We start from the raw sequence: 16,939 nt of genomic DNA, 5'->3' as shown, positions 1-16,939 counted from the left end.
TATTTACTGCTCCGTACATTAAAATCCATACAAAAAAAATGGCTAGATTAAATCTACTGGAGGAGACACGCTTCGAAAAACTCCCTGTGAGCGTGTTCGAAAATCCAAAAATTGCTTCGATTAATGTTGCACATCGCATTGCTGAACTCATTAAATCAAAACAAGCAAACAACACACCTGCAGTACTGGGCTTAGCAACAGGTGTTACCCCAATTGCAGTTTATGCCGAATTGGTAAGGTTGCACAAAGAAGAGGGATTAAGTTTTAAAAATGTAATTACATTCAACCTGGATGAATACTATCCAATGCAGCCAATGGCAGCGCAGAGTTACGTTACATTTATGAACGAAAATCTTTTCGATCACATTGATATTGACAAAAACAATGTCCACATCCCTGATGGCACTTTAGCGCTGGAAGATATTCCTGCATTCTGCCTGGATTATGAGAAAAAGATTGGTGAATTGGGTGGATTGGATATTCAGATTTTAGGTATTGGACGTACCGGTCACATTGGATTTAATGAGCCGGGTTCTGCGCCAAACTCTGGCACACGCCTGGTTACGCTTGATGATTTGACAAGAAGTGATGCCGCTCGTGATTTTGGTGGTAAAGACTTTGTACCAACTAAAGCGATCACAATGGGGATTGGTACCATCTTTAAAGCGCGTGAAATTATATTGATGGCGTGGAATAAAAAGAAAGCATCAATTGTAAAAAAAGCAGTAGAAGGCGAAATGTCTGGAGAGGTACCGGCAACTTACCTTCAACTTTCAGATCATGTAGAATTTGTGCTTGATCAGGATGCTGCGTCTCTTCTAACCCGTTTTGACACACCTTGGCTGGTTAAAGATTGCATTTGGACCGAAGAATTGATTCGCAAAGCTGTGATCTGGTTGGCCAATACATTAAAAAAACCAATCTTAAAACTAACTGAAGACGATTACAATACCAATGGTATGGCGCAATTGGCTACAGAAAAAGGGCCGGTTTACAACATCAATATCCATATTTTTAATAAACTTCAGCACACCATTACCGGATGGCCGGGCGGAAAACCAAATGCAGATGATTCTCAACGCCCTGAACGCGCAGAACCTGCAAAAAAACGAGTGATCATTTTTTCACCGCATCCGGATGACGATGTAATCTCGATGGGTGGAACTTTTATTCGCCTAGCCGATCAGAAACACGATGTTCACGTTGCGTATCAAACCTCCGGAAATACCGCCGTTTGGGATGACGATGCTTTACGTTTCGTAGAATTTAACATAGATTTTGCAGAGAAAATGGGCCTAGATAACTCAAAAATGAAAGAGTTGTATCAAGGCATGCGCGAGTTTATTGATAAAAAACAACCCAATCAGGTTGATACCAAAGAAATCCAAACCATTAAAGGTTTAATCCGTAAAGGCGAAGCAATTGCTGGTGCCCGTTATTCTGGTTTAGACGATGACCATATCCATTTTATGGCACTTCCGTTTTATGAAAGTGGAAAAAACCAGAAAAACCCGGTTACACAGGCAGATGTAGACATCACTATAGAATTGCTTCAAAAAGTAAAACCACAGCAAGTATTTGCTGCCGGCGATTTTGAAGATCCGCACGGCACGCACATCGTATGTTTCAACATCATTCTTGCAGCACTTAAACATCTGCGTAAAACCGAAGCTTGGGCACAAGAATGCTGGTTGTGGATGTACCGCGGCGCATGGCACGAATTTGAAACCCACGAAATTGAAATGGCGGTTCCTTTAAGTCCGCAAGAAGTAGAACGCAAACGTTTTGCAATTTTCAAACACCAAAGTCAAAAAGACCGTGCTGTTTTCCCTGGCGATGACGCGCGCGAGTTTTGGCAACGTGCCGAAGATCGCAACCGCGAAACGGCAAAAGCTTATGATGATTTAGGGCTCGCCGAATATGAAGCAATGGAAGCTTTCGTGCGTTGGAAATTTGAAGATTAATCAAATTCAATTGATAAAAAAAACCTGCCTGGTGCAGGTTTTTTTTATAAGGGTATTTTATACTACAACTTCTCCATTTTGCATGTTTAAAAAATATGCTAAATTCGTTCTGAACCAAATGACCTCCCTCAATCATGCCAGAACCCAAACAACGTCTCCTTTCTCTTGATTTTTTTAGAGGCTTAACTGTTGCCGCAATGATTCTGGTAAACAATCCTGGAAGCTGGGCACATATTTATGCGCCACTTGAGCACGCAAGCTGGAATGGTTGTACGCCTACCGATCTTGTATTTCCATTTTTTTTATGGATTGTTGGTGTTTCCATTGCCTTCGCCATGAGCAGCAGCAAAACTGATCCTTCCAGCCATCAGAAAACAATTCTTAAAGCAATAAAACGCGGGCTAATTTTATATTTCTTAGGTTTTTTTCTTGCAATTTTCGGAAAAATACTTAATTCTGCTATTAATCACAGCGATATTTTAAATGCATTTAAAACCGTTCGGTTGTTGGGCGTATTACAAAGAATTGGGATTGTTTTCATCATCAGCAGCATCTTATTTCTAAAATGCTCTAACAAAACATTATTCAAGTTGCTGATTGCGATTTTGTTCATCTATTGGGGGCTCATGACTTTTGTTCCCGTTCCGGGAATTGGATATGCGAACTTAGAACCTGAAACCAACCTCGCTGCATGGATAGACCGATTGATTTTAACAGAATCCCATACCTGGGCGTCATCCAAAACCTGGGATCCGGAAGGCGTGTTGAGTACCTTGCCGGCCGTTGGCACCTGCCTTTTTGGAATTTTAACCGGTATTTGGATGCGAAGAAAAGATGTGGATAATCCAACCAAAGTAGCTTGGTTATTTTCTGCCGGCATTTTGTCTGTTATACTTGGCTTACTCTGGGATCTCCAATTTCCAATCAACAAAGCATTATGGACCAGCTCTTACGTCTTGTATGCTGGCGGTTTGGCCGCAATGGCACTCGCACTATGTTATTGGATAATTGATGTTCAGGGATATAAAAAATATACAACGCCATTTGTCGTTTACGGCGTAAATGCCATAACGGTTTTCTTCTTAGCCGGTTTAATGCCCAGATTGCTGGGCCTGATCCTATTTACAAATGCAGATGGAAGCAGTACTAACGTGCTCAGCTGGTTGTATGAAACCTGCTACACGCCATACTTCTCGCCAGTCAATGCATCTTTGGCGTGGGCTATATCGTACGTGATGGGTTTTTATATTCTGCTGTATTGGATGTACCGAAAAAATATTATCATAAAGGTTTAGCTATCGGGTTAAAGGAACTTCAACGCCTACCGGACCGCTAGCTTCACTTTCGTTTTTAAGTCGATCGAGTGCAGTAACCAGATAACTATAACGCTTACCAGCCTCAACAGCTGTATCAATAAAACTTGTATATTCTTCAAAGCTGATTTTTAAGATATTTTTTGGATCTAGCGTAGAAATCTTTTCGCCTTCAGTAAAACGATAAATTACGTAACCAGAAGCAGATTCGCCGTCGCTTGCCTTTACAGGCTTTTGCCACTTCAAATGCACACCATCTTTTAGCGCATCAGCAGTTAACTCCTGAGGTTCGTTTGGTGGTACCTCATCTAACCATGGCATTTGCGGTGGAAGTGCCTGATATTTGTACAAATCATTTTTCAATGAATCTGCAACGGCACGGGCAACAGTACTTAATGATTTTGATGAAAAATATACGCTACCCTGTATTCGGTTGTTGTTGCGCAGGTACCGGATCTGATCTGGCAATTCTGAAGGATTTCGCCAGGCTGCCTCAGCTCTGGAATTCACCAGATATGCACCCTGACCAATGTAGACATGCCTGCCGTAACTGTTATTACTCCACCAATCTACAAGCGTAGCGAAAGGTGCGACACGTCTGGTAAAAGTGAAATAGATTTGTGGGTTGATGTAATCTACCCAACCTTCTTTTACCCATTTACGGCTATCCGCATACAACTCTGCATAGTTAGACAAACCACTACTAGCAGAACCCTCCGGATCTTCATATTTATTTCTCCAGATACCAAACGGACTTATTCCAAACTTAACCCATTTTTTATAATGATGAATGCTGTCGTCAAGTTGTTTAATCAGAAGATCTACATTGTTTCTGCGCCAATCTTTTATCTCTGCAATGTCATTTGGAAATTTCTTGAACGTATCTTCATCATTTATGCGCTGGCCTGCTAATGGATAAGGATAAAAATAATCATCAAAGTGGATGCCATCTACATCGTAACCTTTCACCACGTCTAAAATAACTTGTACAATATATTCGCGTACTTCGGGAATCCCCGGATCAAATTGTTTTTTGCCTCCGTACGTAAAAAACCATTCCGGATGCTTTTTAAATGCATGCGTCTCATCAAATGCAGTAACGCTGCTCATACTGGCACGATAGGGATTGAACCAGGCGTGCAGCTCCATACCTCTAAAATGCGCCTCTTTAATGGCGAAAGCGAGTGGATCGTATCCTGGCGCAGGCGCCAGACCTTGTTTGCCCATCAACCACTGGCTCCAAGGTTCACGAGATTTGGCATAAAATGCATCTCCAGCGGGCCTTACCTGTAGTATAATTGCGTTCAAACCCTGGCTTTTATGTCGCTCCAATATTCCTATTAACTCTTGTTTTTGCTGATCTACAGTTAAGCCCGGTCTCGACGGCCAATCGATATTTGTAACAGTTGCCACCCAAACACCCCTAAACTCCCTTTTTGGTGCAATTTTTGATATTGATTGTGCGTTTAATACAAAGGGTACTACAAATAAACTAAAAAGTGCGCATAGGAAGTTTTTAACCATTATTTCTGTCTGTTTTTTTATTCAAATTTGTGTGTTGTTGTCGATTTTGGAAAACCAGGACTTCAGCAAGTAAACGATTTTTTTTAAAAACTCATATAAGTTAACTAAAAATTTTATTTTGCGCCCTTTATACAAAATCCCGAAAACTCGCACGCTCGCGGGATTTTAAAGTATATCGATTTAGAAGATACAGCATTATTGAAAATGGAAGCACAAAGCGTTAATAAGGGCGATAGAAATAAAATTTATTTTTTAGTGATAGTCATCGCCGCACTCATTGGCACCAACGTTTTCCTATACTTTAAAGATCGGCAGCAAAGCCAGAGATTTGTTACAGTAAGTACGGAGAAAGATAAATTAAAACTGGAAGTTGAAAAGATTGAAGTTGAACTGGATAAAGTAAATGCCTTAAACCTCGATCTGAGTGATAAACTTGTTGATGAACAAAAGCTGGCCCGAGAAAAAATTGCTGAGCTCAAAACGGCATTGGAAAAAGGACAGATTACACAAGGCGAACTCGATAAAGCAAATAGCGAGATCAATGATCTGAAAACTTTTGTAAAAAATTACGGTGATCAAATTGCGCAGCTTCAAAAAGACAATGCTTTTCTTAAAATCAGTAAGGACAGCCTGGAAAATGCCGTAAAATCCATCAGCAACCGGGCAAATAACTTGGAGACAGAAAACTCTAACTTAAATGCCAAGGTAAAAACTGCAGCAACCTTGAAGGTAAAAACTGCAGAAATTATTGCTTTCAGGGTAAAATCAAGCGGTAAAAAAATAGAAGTAAGCAAATCTTCTACAGCAGAAAGGTTAGCCGTACGCTTCTCCATTATCCCTAATGAATTGGCACACCGGGGCCCGCACACTATATTTCTTCGCGTTTTTGATCCGGCAGGAAACTTACTGGCAAATGAAGAAAACCGGTTTGAAGTAGACGGACAAGACATGCAATACAGCCATTCTATCTCTATTGACTACAATGACGACGAGAGCTTATACACCATAGATTGGCCAAATCCAAAGGCTTTTATTAAAGGAATTTATACCGCCATTCTTTATGCTGATGGAGGCACAATGGGAAAAGCACAAATAGAATTGAGGTAACTTTTTCGCTCATTTGGCTTAATCGCCTTCTGGATAGCTATATGCTATGCCATGGGAAAACTTAGGTAAAATGTGGTTCCTTTATCCTGCACAGAAGTAAAACTGATTACACCACCTGCATTTTCTACCGCTTGTTTTACAAAAGCTAAACCCAATCCCGTTCCGGAAGTTTTTGTAGTAAAGTTAGGCACAAAGATTCTATCGGCTAATGTTTCTGGTATGCCATTGCCATTGTCTCTAATTTCAAAAAAGGCTTGTTTATCGTCATTATAAACCACCACATTTATTTTACATAAACGATCGTCCATTACCGCTTCTATTGCATTTTTAAACAGATTGTTAAATATCCTTAGAAACTGATCGTGATCTGCCATCACCAAAATAGGTTTTGCTGAACGGTTTTCGATCCTGATTTCTACGTTCTCCGTGCTCTTAAAAACTTCTACGGCTTTTTCTATTAGGGGTAAAACAAGTGTTTTCTCCAGCATAGTGTCCGGCATTTTTGCAAATGTGGAGAACTCTGAAGCAATTTTTGACAAACTGTCTATTTGCTCAATAAATGATTTACTGAATTTATTAAACTTCGTTTCAAAATTCGGATCGTTTTCCCGCCAGGATTTCTCCAAAAGTTGAACACCCAATTTTAAAGGTGTTAACGGATTTTTAATTTCGTGCGCAACCTGCTTGGCCATTTCCCGCCAGGCACTTTCCCGCTCAGAACGCGCAAGTTTTTTTGCACTTTCTTCCAAAGCTGTAATCATGCTGTTGTACTCCCGAATTAGTGATCCAATTTCATCGTGCCTGCGCCAAACAATGGGCTCACTTTTTTGCCCAACTTTAGTCCGGCTGATGTTTTCTTGTATAAAAGTTAACGGTCCGGTGATCTGATTGGCCAAAAATATGGCCAGAACACCAACGCCCACAAATACCAGCGCATAAATATTAATCAGATTACTCACAAACAAAGCAATCTTATCCGTATACTCTTCTTCATTAGAATAATCGGGCAGACCGATATATGCAATCGTTTTATTCTGAGCATCGCGGATGGGCGAATATGCCGCAGCATAAACCAAGTTTCCGATTTTCTCTTGCGGATTGATAAATTCAGACCGTTTCAGCTTGCTTAAATACGCAAAAGCCAAAGGCCCCATTTTCCGGCCGATAATCTTATAATTATACAATTTTGGATTGGTGGTCATAATCAGATTTCCACCAGTATCATACAGGTTTAAATCGGCATTGTTTACATCTGCAAAATTGTTAAAATCGGCTTCTGCGCCATCATTTATAGAGATTACCCCATTTGTAAACAATTGTTTTTCAAAATTCTGCTGTACTTTTCTAATTTTATCTTTAATCTGAGAAGCTTGCTGGTCCCTGTACTCATTATACATGTAATAGTAAGTTGTCCATCCCACAATAAGTAAGGTAGCCACTACAGACAATACGATAGAGAGTTGTATTCTGGTTTTATATAGGATTTTGTTCGCATTGATCATTAACGATCTATTAATGCTGAACCAACTGAATTTATCATCGTCCAGATGTTTAATTAACCAGACCAAGCCATACAACAACAGCGAGAAAATGATGAAAACAATAAAAAAGAAAGATAAAGCGGCAAGCCGTTCTACATAATCTACCTTTTCTTTGCTGATGATGATCATCTTACTGTCATTCGGTTTATAAATCATGTGACTATAATGCTGTTCATTATCGTTACTGATTACAAAATCGTCTTTTTTACCTTTATATACACTTCCATCCAAAGGATAAGTATACGTGCCTGATTGATTTAATAAACGGTTATTGAGGTAAAATGCAATGGAATATCCTTTAAAATCTTCGCCTTTAATTAATTTTTGATCGCCAAGTAAATCCGGCAAACGATTGTCGTAGTTATACGGTTTAGACCGAAGTTCGATCACCAATGTACCCAATAAATTACCTTGATTTACAGAAGATATGATCCCGAAATAGTCTTGATAACCAAATGTATTATTAACCTGATAAAAATAATTTGCACCTTCTATTTTAACCGAGCCCGATTGTACTAATGATTTATATTTACTTAAAGGTTGCTCTGTAGTAGTGTTAATGGGTTTGCCCAAATTATCGTAGGCATATACCTGATAATCATACCGAGTTAAATACCCATCCATAAAAGTCTTAACGTGGTTTTTTATGATGGAATAACTGTTGGGCTGGCGCTGTTGAAAGTATTTGACCAGAAACTCATCTTTCTGAAGCGTATCTTCCAGAACATCAATGGCAACAATGGCATTCGGATCTTCTGACGACTGCACTTTCCGCGCCAGAGGTTCTCTTAATGTTCTTTCGGTAATGTCTTTGTATTTGATGTATTTTATCGATGTATTGAAAGCCAAGCAAAAGAAAACAATCGCGAAAAGGCCAATGGTAAACTTGGCTCCCTCCACATACACGCTTCTGCAAACAATAAAAAGCACCAGCGCAAACACGATAAAAAAGGCGGTAAAATCTGTTGATAGCTTGTACACAAACATACCCGTAAAACCGGCAAGAAAAATGATTAGCCGTTCTTTATTGCTTATTTTTAGTTGCTTACTTACATAGCTAAAAACAATCGTAATCAGGTAAACCTGAAACCAAACCAAACAAAGAATTACAATACTGACCCAACTGTTAGAGCTTAGTTTTAAAATGTTACCAATGTCGAAATTAATTTTAGAGTTGTATATCAACCCGAAAAAAAGATTATCTGTAACAAATGCAGCATACCCGATACCCACAAGAAAAAGAATGTGCACCAGAAAGCTAAACACTTTATTTTGTTTGGCCCAGTTCGGAAATTTATATTGCGCTCTGTGGTTATACACAAAAAGTAAAAACCAGGTACACACGATTACATTCATCAGGAAATCCCCCAATGATGGCATCAGGAAACTCTCCGAATAAATTTTCGGATTAAAGAGTGACAACGGAAATCTGTGGTTAAACCAGCCTAAATACAGATCTGAAAATCTGAATACCGCAAAAAATCCGGCCAGCAATAACGTTCCAAAAACAACAAAACCTCTCCGGGCCAATAAAGAACTTAAAGAATTGAAAAACATACAAATACAAACCATGCCGGAAATAAAAAGCCATAGCTGCGTTACAGAATAATAATCGTCTGTATAAGATGTTTTAATTTTTAGGCCAAAGAGAAATCGGTTGTCTAATGTTTTAATTGGATACGCATCTTTATCTGTAAAAGAAGCAACTGATAACACTTTTGAAGTTGAAAGTAAAGGATCAATTTCATTCTTAAAATAATCCGTTTCTTTAAAATTGTATTGGTTTTGAATAGCAATCAGAAAAATCAGGTCAAAATCACCTTGTTTACTTCTGATTACCTCATACCATCCGTTAGGGAAAGAGACGAACGAACTGCCTTCTTTAAGCTTTGATGGCACAACATCTGATACTTTGATTGTGCTCCAAAATCGCAGGTTATTGTTTTCGTAAGTGAGCAGATTTATGCCGGCATTGCGGCGAAAAGTCGTTAAAAACTCAACTTCATCTTTGGTATCAAGATGGAATTTCTTCGCCCGTTCTACCAGATTTTTATCGGCCAAAAAATCTTGAACAATACGTTCTTTGGCCGATAGATTTTCCTGAAGCTCGCGTGCATCGTGCTCCAGAATTTCATTTTTTGTATTAAACCGATTGAGCGAAAGTGATGTTATAATTAAACAACAGCTCAATATGAGCAAGAGGAACCTAATTTTTATACCAAAGCTCAGTTTCATCGGTTATTTATTGTAATGTGTAAAAGGGCGTTCGGATAAAAGAAGATTAAAACTGAAATTACCTGCACAATAGTCGTGCTAAATTTCCCTTCTGGTAGGTCGTCTAATCACCCGAACGCCCTTAAATATCAACTTTAGGCGATGCTTGCGCTTGCCGTTTGAACAGTTCTATTCACTTTTTTTACTAAACCTTGCAAAACGTTTCCGGGGCCAACTTCAATAAATTCTGTTGCACCGTCTGCAAGCATATTCTCTACGGTTTGTGTCCAACGAACAGCACCTGTAAGCTGTTTAATTAAATTTGCTTTAATTTCTGAAGGATCTGTATACGGTTTTGCATCAACATTTTGATAAACCGGGCATACAGGCACAGAAATTTCTGTCGCTTCAATTGCCGCCTGCAATTCTATTTTAGCAGGTTCCATTAAAGGCGAGTGGAAAGCGCCACCAACATTTAACTTTAACGCGCGTTTTGCGCCAGCGGCAGTTAGTTTTTCGCAAGCCAGATCAATTCCTTCAATACTTCCAGAAATAACCAACTGACCCGGACAGTTGTAATTTGCCGGTACAACTACTGCATCAATTTCTGCACAAATCTGTTCAACCACTTCATCTGCCAAACCTAAAATTGCAGCCATTGTTGATGGTTGCGCTTCACAAGCTTTTTGCATGGCATTTGCACGTGCAATAACCAACTTCAGTCCGTCTTCAAAACTTAACGCATTGGCAGAAACCAACGCAGAAAATTCGCCTAAAGAATGGCCTGCAACCATAGCAGGTTGGAAATTATCGCCTAATACTTTTGCTAAAATAACGGAATGCAAAAAAATTGCAGGTTGCGTAACATTGGTTTGTTTTAGTTCTTCATCAGTACCGCTAAACATGATATCGCTGATGCGGAAACCGATAATTTCATTTGCTTTTTCAAACAATTCGGCAGCCAATGGATTTTCATAAAGATCTTTACCCATTCCTACAAACTGCGCTCCCTGTCCGGGAAATACATATGCTCTCATTATAATTATTTTAGTGTATATTAAACCGCAATCGGATTTTTGATTCCAAAGTACAGCCCAATACAGGTTACTTTCTATTTGATTTTTGTGCTCGCCCTACTTGCACCAATTGTAATCTCTTAACTAATGGCTTACGCGTCTTTTAATCGAGGCTCGCAGTAATCAACCTTAAAAATTCGGCTCTGGTTTTGTCATTACTTAAAAAACTTCCGGTAAAGGCCGAAGTTGTAGTTACTGAGTTTTGTTTTTGCACGCCGCGCATAGCCATGCACAAATGTCTGCATTCCATAACAACAGCAACGCCCTGCGGGTTTAAAGTGTTTTGTATACAATCTCTGATTTCATTGGTCAAACGTTCCTGAACCTGCAACCTTCTGGCAAAAGCATCAACAACTCTCGGAATTTTACTTAATCCTACAATATGTCCGTTCGGGATATAAGCAATATGCGCTTTACCGAAAAAAGGCAACATATGGTGTTCACACATAGAGTATACCTCAATATCCTTTACTACAACCATTTGGCTATAATCTTCTTCAAACATAGCCGATTTCAGTATATCGTCTGGTTTCAAGTCATATCCGTGTGTTAGATACTGAAGGGCTTTAGCAACACGTTCTGGTGTTTTTTGCAAACCTTCCCTTTCAGGATCTTCACCCAATTGGCTCAGAATATCTTTATAATGATCTGCAACTGCAGTAATTTTAGAATCGTTGTATCGGTCTATTTTCACGTATCCATCTCTGGATTCGCCTTTTAGTACATCTTTATTTTCCATTCGGTATTCTAGCCAAAATATTCAACATAGTTATTCTCCGTCTCATAGATTTTTACAGAGTGAAGTGTGGCACCAACTTCGGCAATAGGCGGAAGAAGTTGCTCCCAAATTGCAATAGCAAGATTTTCTGTAGAAGCCAGTTTTCCTTTCATAAAATCTACATCGAGATTAAGATTTTTATGATCAACTTTATCTACCACATAACTATTCATTACATCTTTAAGCCACTTCAAGTCTACCAGAAAACCCGTTTCCGGATTTACTTCGCCCTTAACAGTCACATAAAGCCAATAATTATGACCATGCCAGTTTGGGTTGGCGCATTTGCCATAAACCTCACTATTTTTTTCCTCATCCCAATCTGCCCGCGCCAACTTATGCGCTGCATTAAAAGATGCTTTTCTCGTTATATAAATCATTATAGTACAATAAAGCGCAAATATACGGATAAAGCCTCAAGCTTAAGAACTAAACACAAAAGCTGCTGATTAATTGAGCAAACGCTTACATTTACGGCATGAAAACTTTGATTGTTGCTGCCACGAAAGCAGAATTGAGCCCATTTTTGCAACACCACAATTTACCGGAAGGTGATTTTCTGGAAGGAAAAAATTTCGATGTGTTGATTGCCGGCGTAGGTATGGTGGCAACTGCATTTGCTCTGGGTGAACAACTTTCTTCGGCAAATTATAATCTGGTGTTAAATATCGGCATTGCCGGAAGTTTTGACAGGAACTTAAAATTGGGCAGTCTGGTTAATATCACCGAAGATACATTTGCAGAGTTAGGTGCAGAAAATGGTGACGAATTTTTGGCAATTGCCGATTTAGGTTTTGGCCAAAGTCAATATGCCGCTCGTGGTACAATAGAAACAGATTTACCTAAGGTTTCTGCGATTACGGTAAACCGTGTAAGCGGAAATGAAAAAAGTATCGCAGCGATCTTAAAACGCCTAAATCCGGTAACGGAAAGTATGGAAGGTGCTGCTGTTTTTTACGCTTGCAACAGAAAAAAGCTGGATTGTTTGCAAATCAGAAGTATCTCCAATTACGTTGAACCCAGAAACAAAGACAACTGGAAAATTGGATTGGCCATTAAAAATTTAAACGACTGGCTAATTGCTTTTATTGGAGATATGAATTGATTATGACGAACTAATTTTGAACACTACCTATTTTTGAGCTATGACACTTACACTTGGTTTTTCCCCATGTCCTAACGATACGTTTATTTTTGATGCACTAATTCACCAAAAAATAGATACCGAAGGACTTCACTTTGAAGTTTGTTTTGATGATGTGGAAACGCTAAACCACAAAGCCCTCCGTGGCGAATTAGATATTACAAAATTAAGTTTTCACGCCTTTGCATATGTAGCCAATCAATATGCCCTTTTGGATTCGGGAAGTGCCTTGGGCTTCGGCGTTGGGCCCTTACTTATCAGCCATAAATATACTGCAGAAAGCCTGACCGAGGAATTGAAAAACAATGCGCATAACTTGCGTGTGGGCATTCCAGGAAAATACACAACGGCCAATTTTCTATTGGGAATCGCCTATCCTGAACTTCAGAACAAGCAAGAAATGGTTTTTTCGGAAATTGAAGATGCTCTTCTTAACGATAAAATAGATCTGGGTTTAATTATTCATGAAAACAGATTTACTTATCAAGATAAAGGATTAACAAAAATTGTTGACTTGGGTGATTACTGGGAGAAAAAAACGGGCTGCGCCATTCCCTTAGGCGGGATTGTAATCAACAGGAAGTTAGACCGCGAGGTGCAATTAAAAGTAAACAGATTGATTAGGCAATCTGTAGAATATGCTTTTGCACATCCCAAATCTGGAATAGATTTTATACGTGAACATGCACAAGCGATGGATGAAGCGGTGATGTATAAACATATTGAACTTTACGTAAATAAATATAGCATTAACCTAGGTGGCGAAGGCCGCAAAGCGATTGATACATTGTTTGGCATCGCAACAGAAAAAGGCATTATTCCTTCAATACAAGAAAATCTTTATATTTAATTATACAGGCTTAAAACACAAAGCGGCAGATGATTTGATCATCTGCCGCTTTGTTCACCGTCAATTTTCGAAAAAACTAATTGACCAGTAATTTATATCCTTTTCCATGCACATTAATAATTTCAACTTCCGGATCGCCTTTCAGGTATTTTCTTAGTTTACTCAGGAAAACATCCATGCTTCTTCCGTTAAAATAATTATCGTCGTGCCATATGGTTAGAAGTGCTTCTTCCCTGGTTAAGACGGTGTTTTTCTTCAGGCACAATAAACGCAACAGCTCGGCTTCTTTTGTAGAAAGTTTTTGTTGATGATCTGCCAGCGTAATAATTTGTGTGGTGTAATCAAACACATATTTTCCGATGGTAAATTCGGTTTCTACGGTTTCTTCTCCGCCAGCTGCTTTGCTTGAAATTCTTTTAAACATTGCGTTTATACGCAATAAAAGTTCTTCAATCCTAAATGGTTTGGTAATATAGTCATCTCCACCAAGATCATATGCAGCAGACTTATCTTCGAGCATGGTCTTTGCGGTTGCAAATATGATTGGAATGTGCGCATTTACCTTTCTGATGTCTTTACCTAAAGTAAAACCATCTTTTTTGGGCATCATCACATCAAGAATACACAGGTCAAAATTTTGTTTGTTAAAAGATCTTAAACCTTCTTCGCCATCTGTGCAAAGCACTACGTCAAATTTACCTTTAAGCTGTAGATAATCTTGCAATAATAAACCTAAGTTAGGGTCGTCTTCTACGAGAAGTATTTTTTTCATCTTTTTTAATTTACTAACGTAAGTAGCTTCGCCTACATTTAAAAATTGGTTTTGACTTTGCATAGTGGCTAATTTAGTAGTATAAAATATTAGTTTACTGCTATATTAGGCAATTTGGGTTTGGAAACCGAAATGTATCGACAAAGCAAGCTTTTGTACCGATGGTTATAGATTATAAAGGTAGCGATATTTCAAAGGTGGTGCCAATGTCTTTTTCGCTATGTACTTTAATGGTTCCGTTTAATTTTTTTATAATATCCTGAACGTAATTTAGCCCCAATCCGAAGCCTTTTACATCATGAAGATTTCCCGTTGGAACCCGGTAAAACTGATCAAATATCCGTTTAGCCTGTTCCTTAGTCATCCCAATCCCTTTATCGGAAATTTCTACAATAAGATTTTTCGCAGTATTACGCGTTGCGATGGTGATCTCCGGATTTTCGACGCTATATTTATTTGCATTGTCTATTAAATTATAAATGACATTAGATAAATGCAACTCATCGCCCTTTACCTTTGCGTTTGTCGCCTCTGTATGAAGGTGAATTGTGGCATTTTTTTTCTGCAACTGCAGGCTCATACTGTCCAGAACAATTGTAACCAGATCATTCATATCCACTTCTTCATTTTCCATTTTTATTTCGTTCTTTTCCAATCGGGCAATGCTCAGAACGCGTTCAATATGGTTTCCTAACCGTACATTTTCATCATAAATAATTCCGGCAAGGCGTTTTAACCTCGCTTTATCTTCGGTAACTTCAGAATCTTTTAACGCTTCACTGGCAATCATAATCGTGGCCACCGGCGTTTTAAATTCGTGAGTCATGTTATTGATGAAATCGGTCTTCATTTCAGAAATTTTCTTCTGCTGTAAAATGGCGTAAAGCGTATAAGAAAAAATAAATACCAACACCAAAAGCAGCCCGATAGACGACGCCAGTGTTGCACGCAAGTTGGAAATAATAGCTGAATTTTTATTTGGAAAATTAACTTCAAGAATACCTGGATCTCTAAAAAGATCGTTGCCGAATAAAGGCACGCGGTAAGTGTCTTTATCCTGAAAAGGCTGACCGGGATTCGAGGCCTGCAAAAAGAGCACAGAATCTTTCTGTGCAAGCTTGACCTGCATATCATAACGCTGAAAAATATTATGATTTACAAATTCTCTATTTAGCAACTCGTTCAGATCATTAAAATTAATGCGTTTGTAAATCGGGATATTTACCTCACGCATTTCTTTCTCAACATCTTGCAACAAGGCAGAACCTGATAAGGAATAGTTTTTTGACCCTTTGTTTAATGCGCTTAATGCCTGCTCGTATTTAAGTTTTGCCAGGCGATCTTCTCTGTTAAATTTCTTATCCAGTTCATCTGAAATTTTCGGTAGCGTAATTAATGCCGGCGAACCTGTTGTTCTGTCTTCACCATAGTAACGAATACTATCAGGTAGCGTAATAAGTGTTCTGAAATTAAAGGTTTTATTATCCGGAGAAGCCAATTTGGAACGCATACTGTACCCCTTAAGGTTGTAGTTTTTATCCACCACGGCGTCTACCTGCACATCTAGCAGAGATCTGCCCATTTTCGGGTCGTAGGTAGAAAGTGATTTAAAGGCTTTTTCGGTTAAAACCTGTGTACTCTTATATAACACATGAATTAAACTATCTTGCTGGTTAAGGTAGTTTTCTATTTGTGCCTGCTGCTGGCTTTTGCGAATTTCTTCTTCCTGCGCAAAATCTTGTTTTAATGATTTAATCTCAAACTCCCGATTCCGGAGATCTTCTTCTTGTTTTAAACGGTTTTCTTCTTCTTTTTTATTGATATTGCTGGCCACATTAAGTCGCTGCACTTTGCTTACAACTGTATTTAGCGTTTGATTTACCTGCTCATCAAAAAGCTGAGATTTTAAATCATATGCCTCCTTAATGTAATACAACTGCATTACAAAAACCCCAAGCAGGGCAATTGTCATTAAGATGGTTATGAATAAAAAACTTCTTTTTTTCATTAATTAGCAATTGGCAATAATATGATTTTCTTGTAAATGCCTGGAGTGTAAAAATTATTTACAAATCAAAATTAGGCAATAAGGGCTTTAAGATGTGGTTTTTAACATATTTTAACACCGCTTATCTGGCTGTAAATGAATTGTGAAACGCATTTTTCGGATATAAAAAATGCCGGAACAAAGTTCCGGCATAGTTCAAAATTGTTTGCTTAAAAAAGAATCTTTATTAGAAAGGCAAATCATCGTCATCGCCTGGCGCGTTGCTCACATCAACTGGAGCTGCATAAGCTGGTGCACCTTGAGCTGGAGCATTTGCAGCTACAGCATTTATACGCCAAACCACCAAACTATTGAAATATGATGTTTTACCTGATTTATCTGTCCAAGGACGGCCACGCAAATTAAAGAAAACCTCAACCTCATCACCCGCTTTAAAACTATCTAATAATGCAGTTTTATCTTGCAATGCTTCAAACCGAATATATTCTGGATATGTTGGATTTTCTGCATATTCTATTATTATATCGCGTTTTTTGAACGTCTCACTCACTTGTTGCGTTGCTCCTACTTCGTGTACTTTTCCTTTAATTTCCATAACTTGTACTATAAACTTCAAATCTCAATAATTTTATTGATAACTTCGCAAAT

The 16,939-nt window shown here is 38.6% G+C and carries 13 protein-coding genes; 5 read left to right on the top strand and 8 right to left on the bottom strand.

Features of this window, described 5'->3' with window-relative positions:
* Positions 1-38 precede the first annotated feature (38 nt).
* Entirely contained in the window at positions 39-1,964 is a 1,926-nt protein-coding gene (nagB, locus tag ACJVDH_RS20940; protein WP_443945351.1) for a glucosamine-6-phosphate deaminase, read from the top strand.
* 134 nt (positions 1,965-2,098) lie between these two features.
* On the top strand, positions 2,099-3,259 hold the full coding sequence (locus tag ACJVDH_RS20935) for an acyltransferase family protein (RefSeq protein ID WP_443945350.1): 1,161 nt from the start codon (positions 2,099-2,101) through the stop codon (positions 3,257-3,259).
* Here ACJVDH_RS20935 and ACJVDH_RS20930 read toward each other — a convergent pair whose 3' ends face one another.
* Positions 3,260-4,801 carry a glycoside hydrolase family 10 protein gene (locus ACJVDH_RS20930; RefSeq protein WP_443945349.1) on the bottom strand — a complete coding sequence of 514 codons (1,542 nt, stop codon included), beginning with the start codon at positions 4,799-4,801 and terminating at the stop codon, positions 3,260-3,262.
* Positions 4,802-5,005: 204 nt separating this feature from the next.
* Here ACJVDH_RS20930 and ACJVDH_RS20925 point away from each other — a divergent pair, with 204 nt between their 5' ends.
* On the top strand, positions 5,006-5,908 hold the full coding sequence (locus ACJVDH_RS20925) for a hypothetical protein (RefSeq protein ID WP_443945348.1): 903 nt from the start codon (positions 5,006-5,008) through the stop codon (positions 5,906-5,908).
* A gap of 44 nt (positions 5,909-5,952) precedes the next feature.
* On the opposite strand, the gene ACJVDH_RS20920 is transcribed toward ACJVDH_RS20925, so the two are convergent.
* The 4 genes from ACJVDH_RS20920 to ACJVDH_RS20905 all read right to left on the bottom strand — a co-directional run bounded on the left by ACJVDH_RS20920 (position 5,953) and on the right by ACJVDH_RS20905 (position 11,897).
* Positions 5,953-9,684: an ATP-binding protein gene (locus ACJVDH_RS20920; protein WP_443945347.1), complete on the bottom strand. Its 3,732-nt coding sequence runs from the start codon at positions 9,682-9,684 to the stop codon at positions 5,953-5,955.
* Positions 9,685-9,818: 134 nt separating this feature from the next.
* Positions 9,819-10,700 (bottom strand): ACP S-malonyltransferase, encoded by an 882-nt coding sequence (fabD, locus tag ACJVDH_RS20915; protein ID WP_443945346.1) that lies wholly within the window; start codon positions 10,698-10,700, stop codon positions 9,819-9,821.
* A 142-nt stretch (positions 10,701-10,842) separates the two neighbouring features.
* Positions 10,843-11,478 carry a GTP cyclohydrolase I FolE gene (gene folE / locus ACJVDH_RS20910; protein ID WP_443945345.1) on the bottom strand — a complete coding sequence of 212 codons (636 nt, stop codon included), beginning with the start codon at positions 11,476-11,478 and terminating at the stop codon, positions 10,843-10,845.
* An 8-nt stretch (positions 11,479-11,486) separates the two neighbouring features.
* The gene (locus ACJVDH_RS20905; protein WP_443945344.1) at positions 11,487-11,897 is read right to left on the bottom strand and encodes a 6-pyruvoyl trahydropterin synthase family protein; all 411 of its coding nucleotides are present in this window, start codon (positions 11,895-11,897) and stop codon (positions 11,487-11,489) included.
* Positions 11,898-11,995: 98 nt separating this feature from the next.
* On the opposite strand from ACJVDH_RS20905, the gene mqnB reads away from it, so the two are divergent.
* Positions 11,996-12,622 (top strand): futalosine hydrolase, encoded by a 627-nt coding sequence (gene mqnB / locus ACJVDH_RS20900; RefSeq protein ID WP_443945343.1) that lies wholly within the window; start codon positions 11,996-11,998, stop codon positions 12,620-12,622.
* Between the two features lie 40 nt (positions 12,623-12,662).
* On the top strand, positions 12,663-13,511 hold the full coding sequence (locus ACJVDH_RS20895) for a menaquinone biosynthesis family protein (protein WP_443945342.1): 849 nt from the start codon (positions 12,663-12,665) through the stop codon (positions 13,509-13,511).
* A 76-nt stretch (positions 13,512-13,587) separates the two neighbouring features.
* On the opposite strand, the gene ACJVDH_RS20890 is transcribed toward ACJVDH_RS20895, so the two are convergent.
* The 3 genes from ACJVDH_RS20890 to ACJVDH_RS20880 all read right to left on the bottom strand — a co-directional run bounded on the left by ACJVDH_RS20890 (position 13,588) and on the right by ACJVDH_RS20880 (position 16,886).
* Positions 13,588-14,283, bottom strand: a complete 696-nt coding sequence (locus ACJVDH_RS20890; protein ID WP_443945341.1) for a response regulator transcription factor — start codon at positions 14,281-14,283, stop codon at positions 13,588-13,590.
* Between the two features lie 172 nt (positions 14,284-14,455).
* Positions 14,456-16,291: a sensor histidine kinase gene (locus tag ACJVDH_RS20885; RefSeq protein WP_443945340.1), complete on the bottom strand. Its 1,836-nt coding sequence runs from the start codon at positions 16,289-16,291 to the stop codon at positions 14,456-14,458.
* A 226-nt stretch (positions 16,292-16,517) separates the two neighbouring features.
* Entirely contained in the window at positions 16,518-16,886 is a 369-nt protein-coding gene (locus ACJVDH_RS20880) for a DUF3127 domain-containing protein (protein WP_443947644.1), read from the bottom strand.
* Between the last annotated feature and the right edge of the window lie 53 nt (positions 16,887-16,939).

The organism is Pedobacter terrestris (genome assembly GCF_052343045.1).
In the GTDB taxonomy this organism is placed as follows: Bacteria; Bacteroidota; Bacteroidia; order Sphingobacteriales; family Sphingobacteriaceae; genus Pedobacter.
This window is presented reverse-complemented; position numbering and strand designations above follow the sequence as displayed.

Excerpts from the sequence above, each read along its gene's own strand:
- nagB (WP_443945351.1), top strand. The coding sequence starts at position 39 with ATGGCTAGATTAAATCTACTGGAGGAGACACGCTTCGAAAAACTCCCT.
- ACJVDH_RS20935 (WP_443945350.1), top strand. The coding sequence starts at position 2,099 with ATGCCAGAACCCAAACAACGTCTCCTTTCTCTTGATTTTTTTAGAGGC.
- ACJVDH_RS20930 (WP_443945349.1), bottom strand. The coding sequence starts at position 4,801 with ATGGTTAAAAACTTCCTATGCGCACTTTTTAGTTTATTTGTAGTACCC.
- ACJVDH_RS20925 (WP_443945348.1), top strand. The coding sequence starts at position 5,006 with ATGGAAGCACAAAGCGTTAATAAGGGCGATAGAAATAAAATTTATTTT.
- ACJVDH_RS20920 (WP_443945347.1), bottom strand. The coding sequence starts at position 9,684 with ATGAAACTGAGCTTTGGTATAAAAATTAGGTTCCTCTTGCTCATATTG.
- fabD (WP_443945346.1), bottom strand. The coding sequence starts at position 10,700 with ATGAGAGCATATGTATTTCCCGGACAGGGAGCGCAGTTTGTAGGAATG.
- folE (WP_443945345.1), bottom strand. The coding sequence starts at position 11,478 with ATGGAAAATAAAGATGTACTAAAAGGCGAATCCAGAGATGGATACGTG.
- ACJVDH_RS20905 (WP_443945344.1), bottom strand. The coding sequence starts at position 11,897 with ATGATTTATATAACGAGAAAAGCATCTTTTAATGCAGCGCATAAGTTG.
- mqnB (WP_443945343.1), top strand. The coding sequence starts at position 11,996 with ATGAAAACTTTGATTGTTGCTGCCACGAAAGCAGAATTGAGCCCATTT.
- ACJVDH_RS20895 (WP_443945342.1), top strand. The coding sequence starts at position 12,663 with ATGACACTTACACTTGGTTTTTCCCCATGTCCTAACGATACGTTTATT.
- ACJVDH_RS20890 (WP_443945341.1), bottom strand. The coding sequence starts at position 14,283 with ATGAAAAAAATACTTCTCGTAGAAGACGACCCTAACTTAGGTTTATTA.
- ACJVDH_RS20885 (WP_443945340.1), bottom strand. The coding sequence starts at position 16,291 with ATGAAAAAAAGAAGTTTTTTATTCATAACCATCTTAATGACAATTGCC.
- ACJVDH_RS20880 (WP_443947644.1), bottom strand. The coding sequence starts at position 16,886 with ATGGAAATTAAAGGAAAAGTACACGAAGTAGGAGCAACGCAACAAGTG.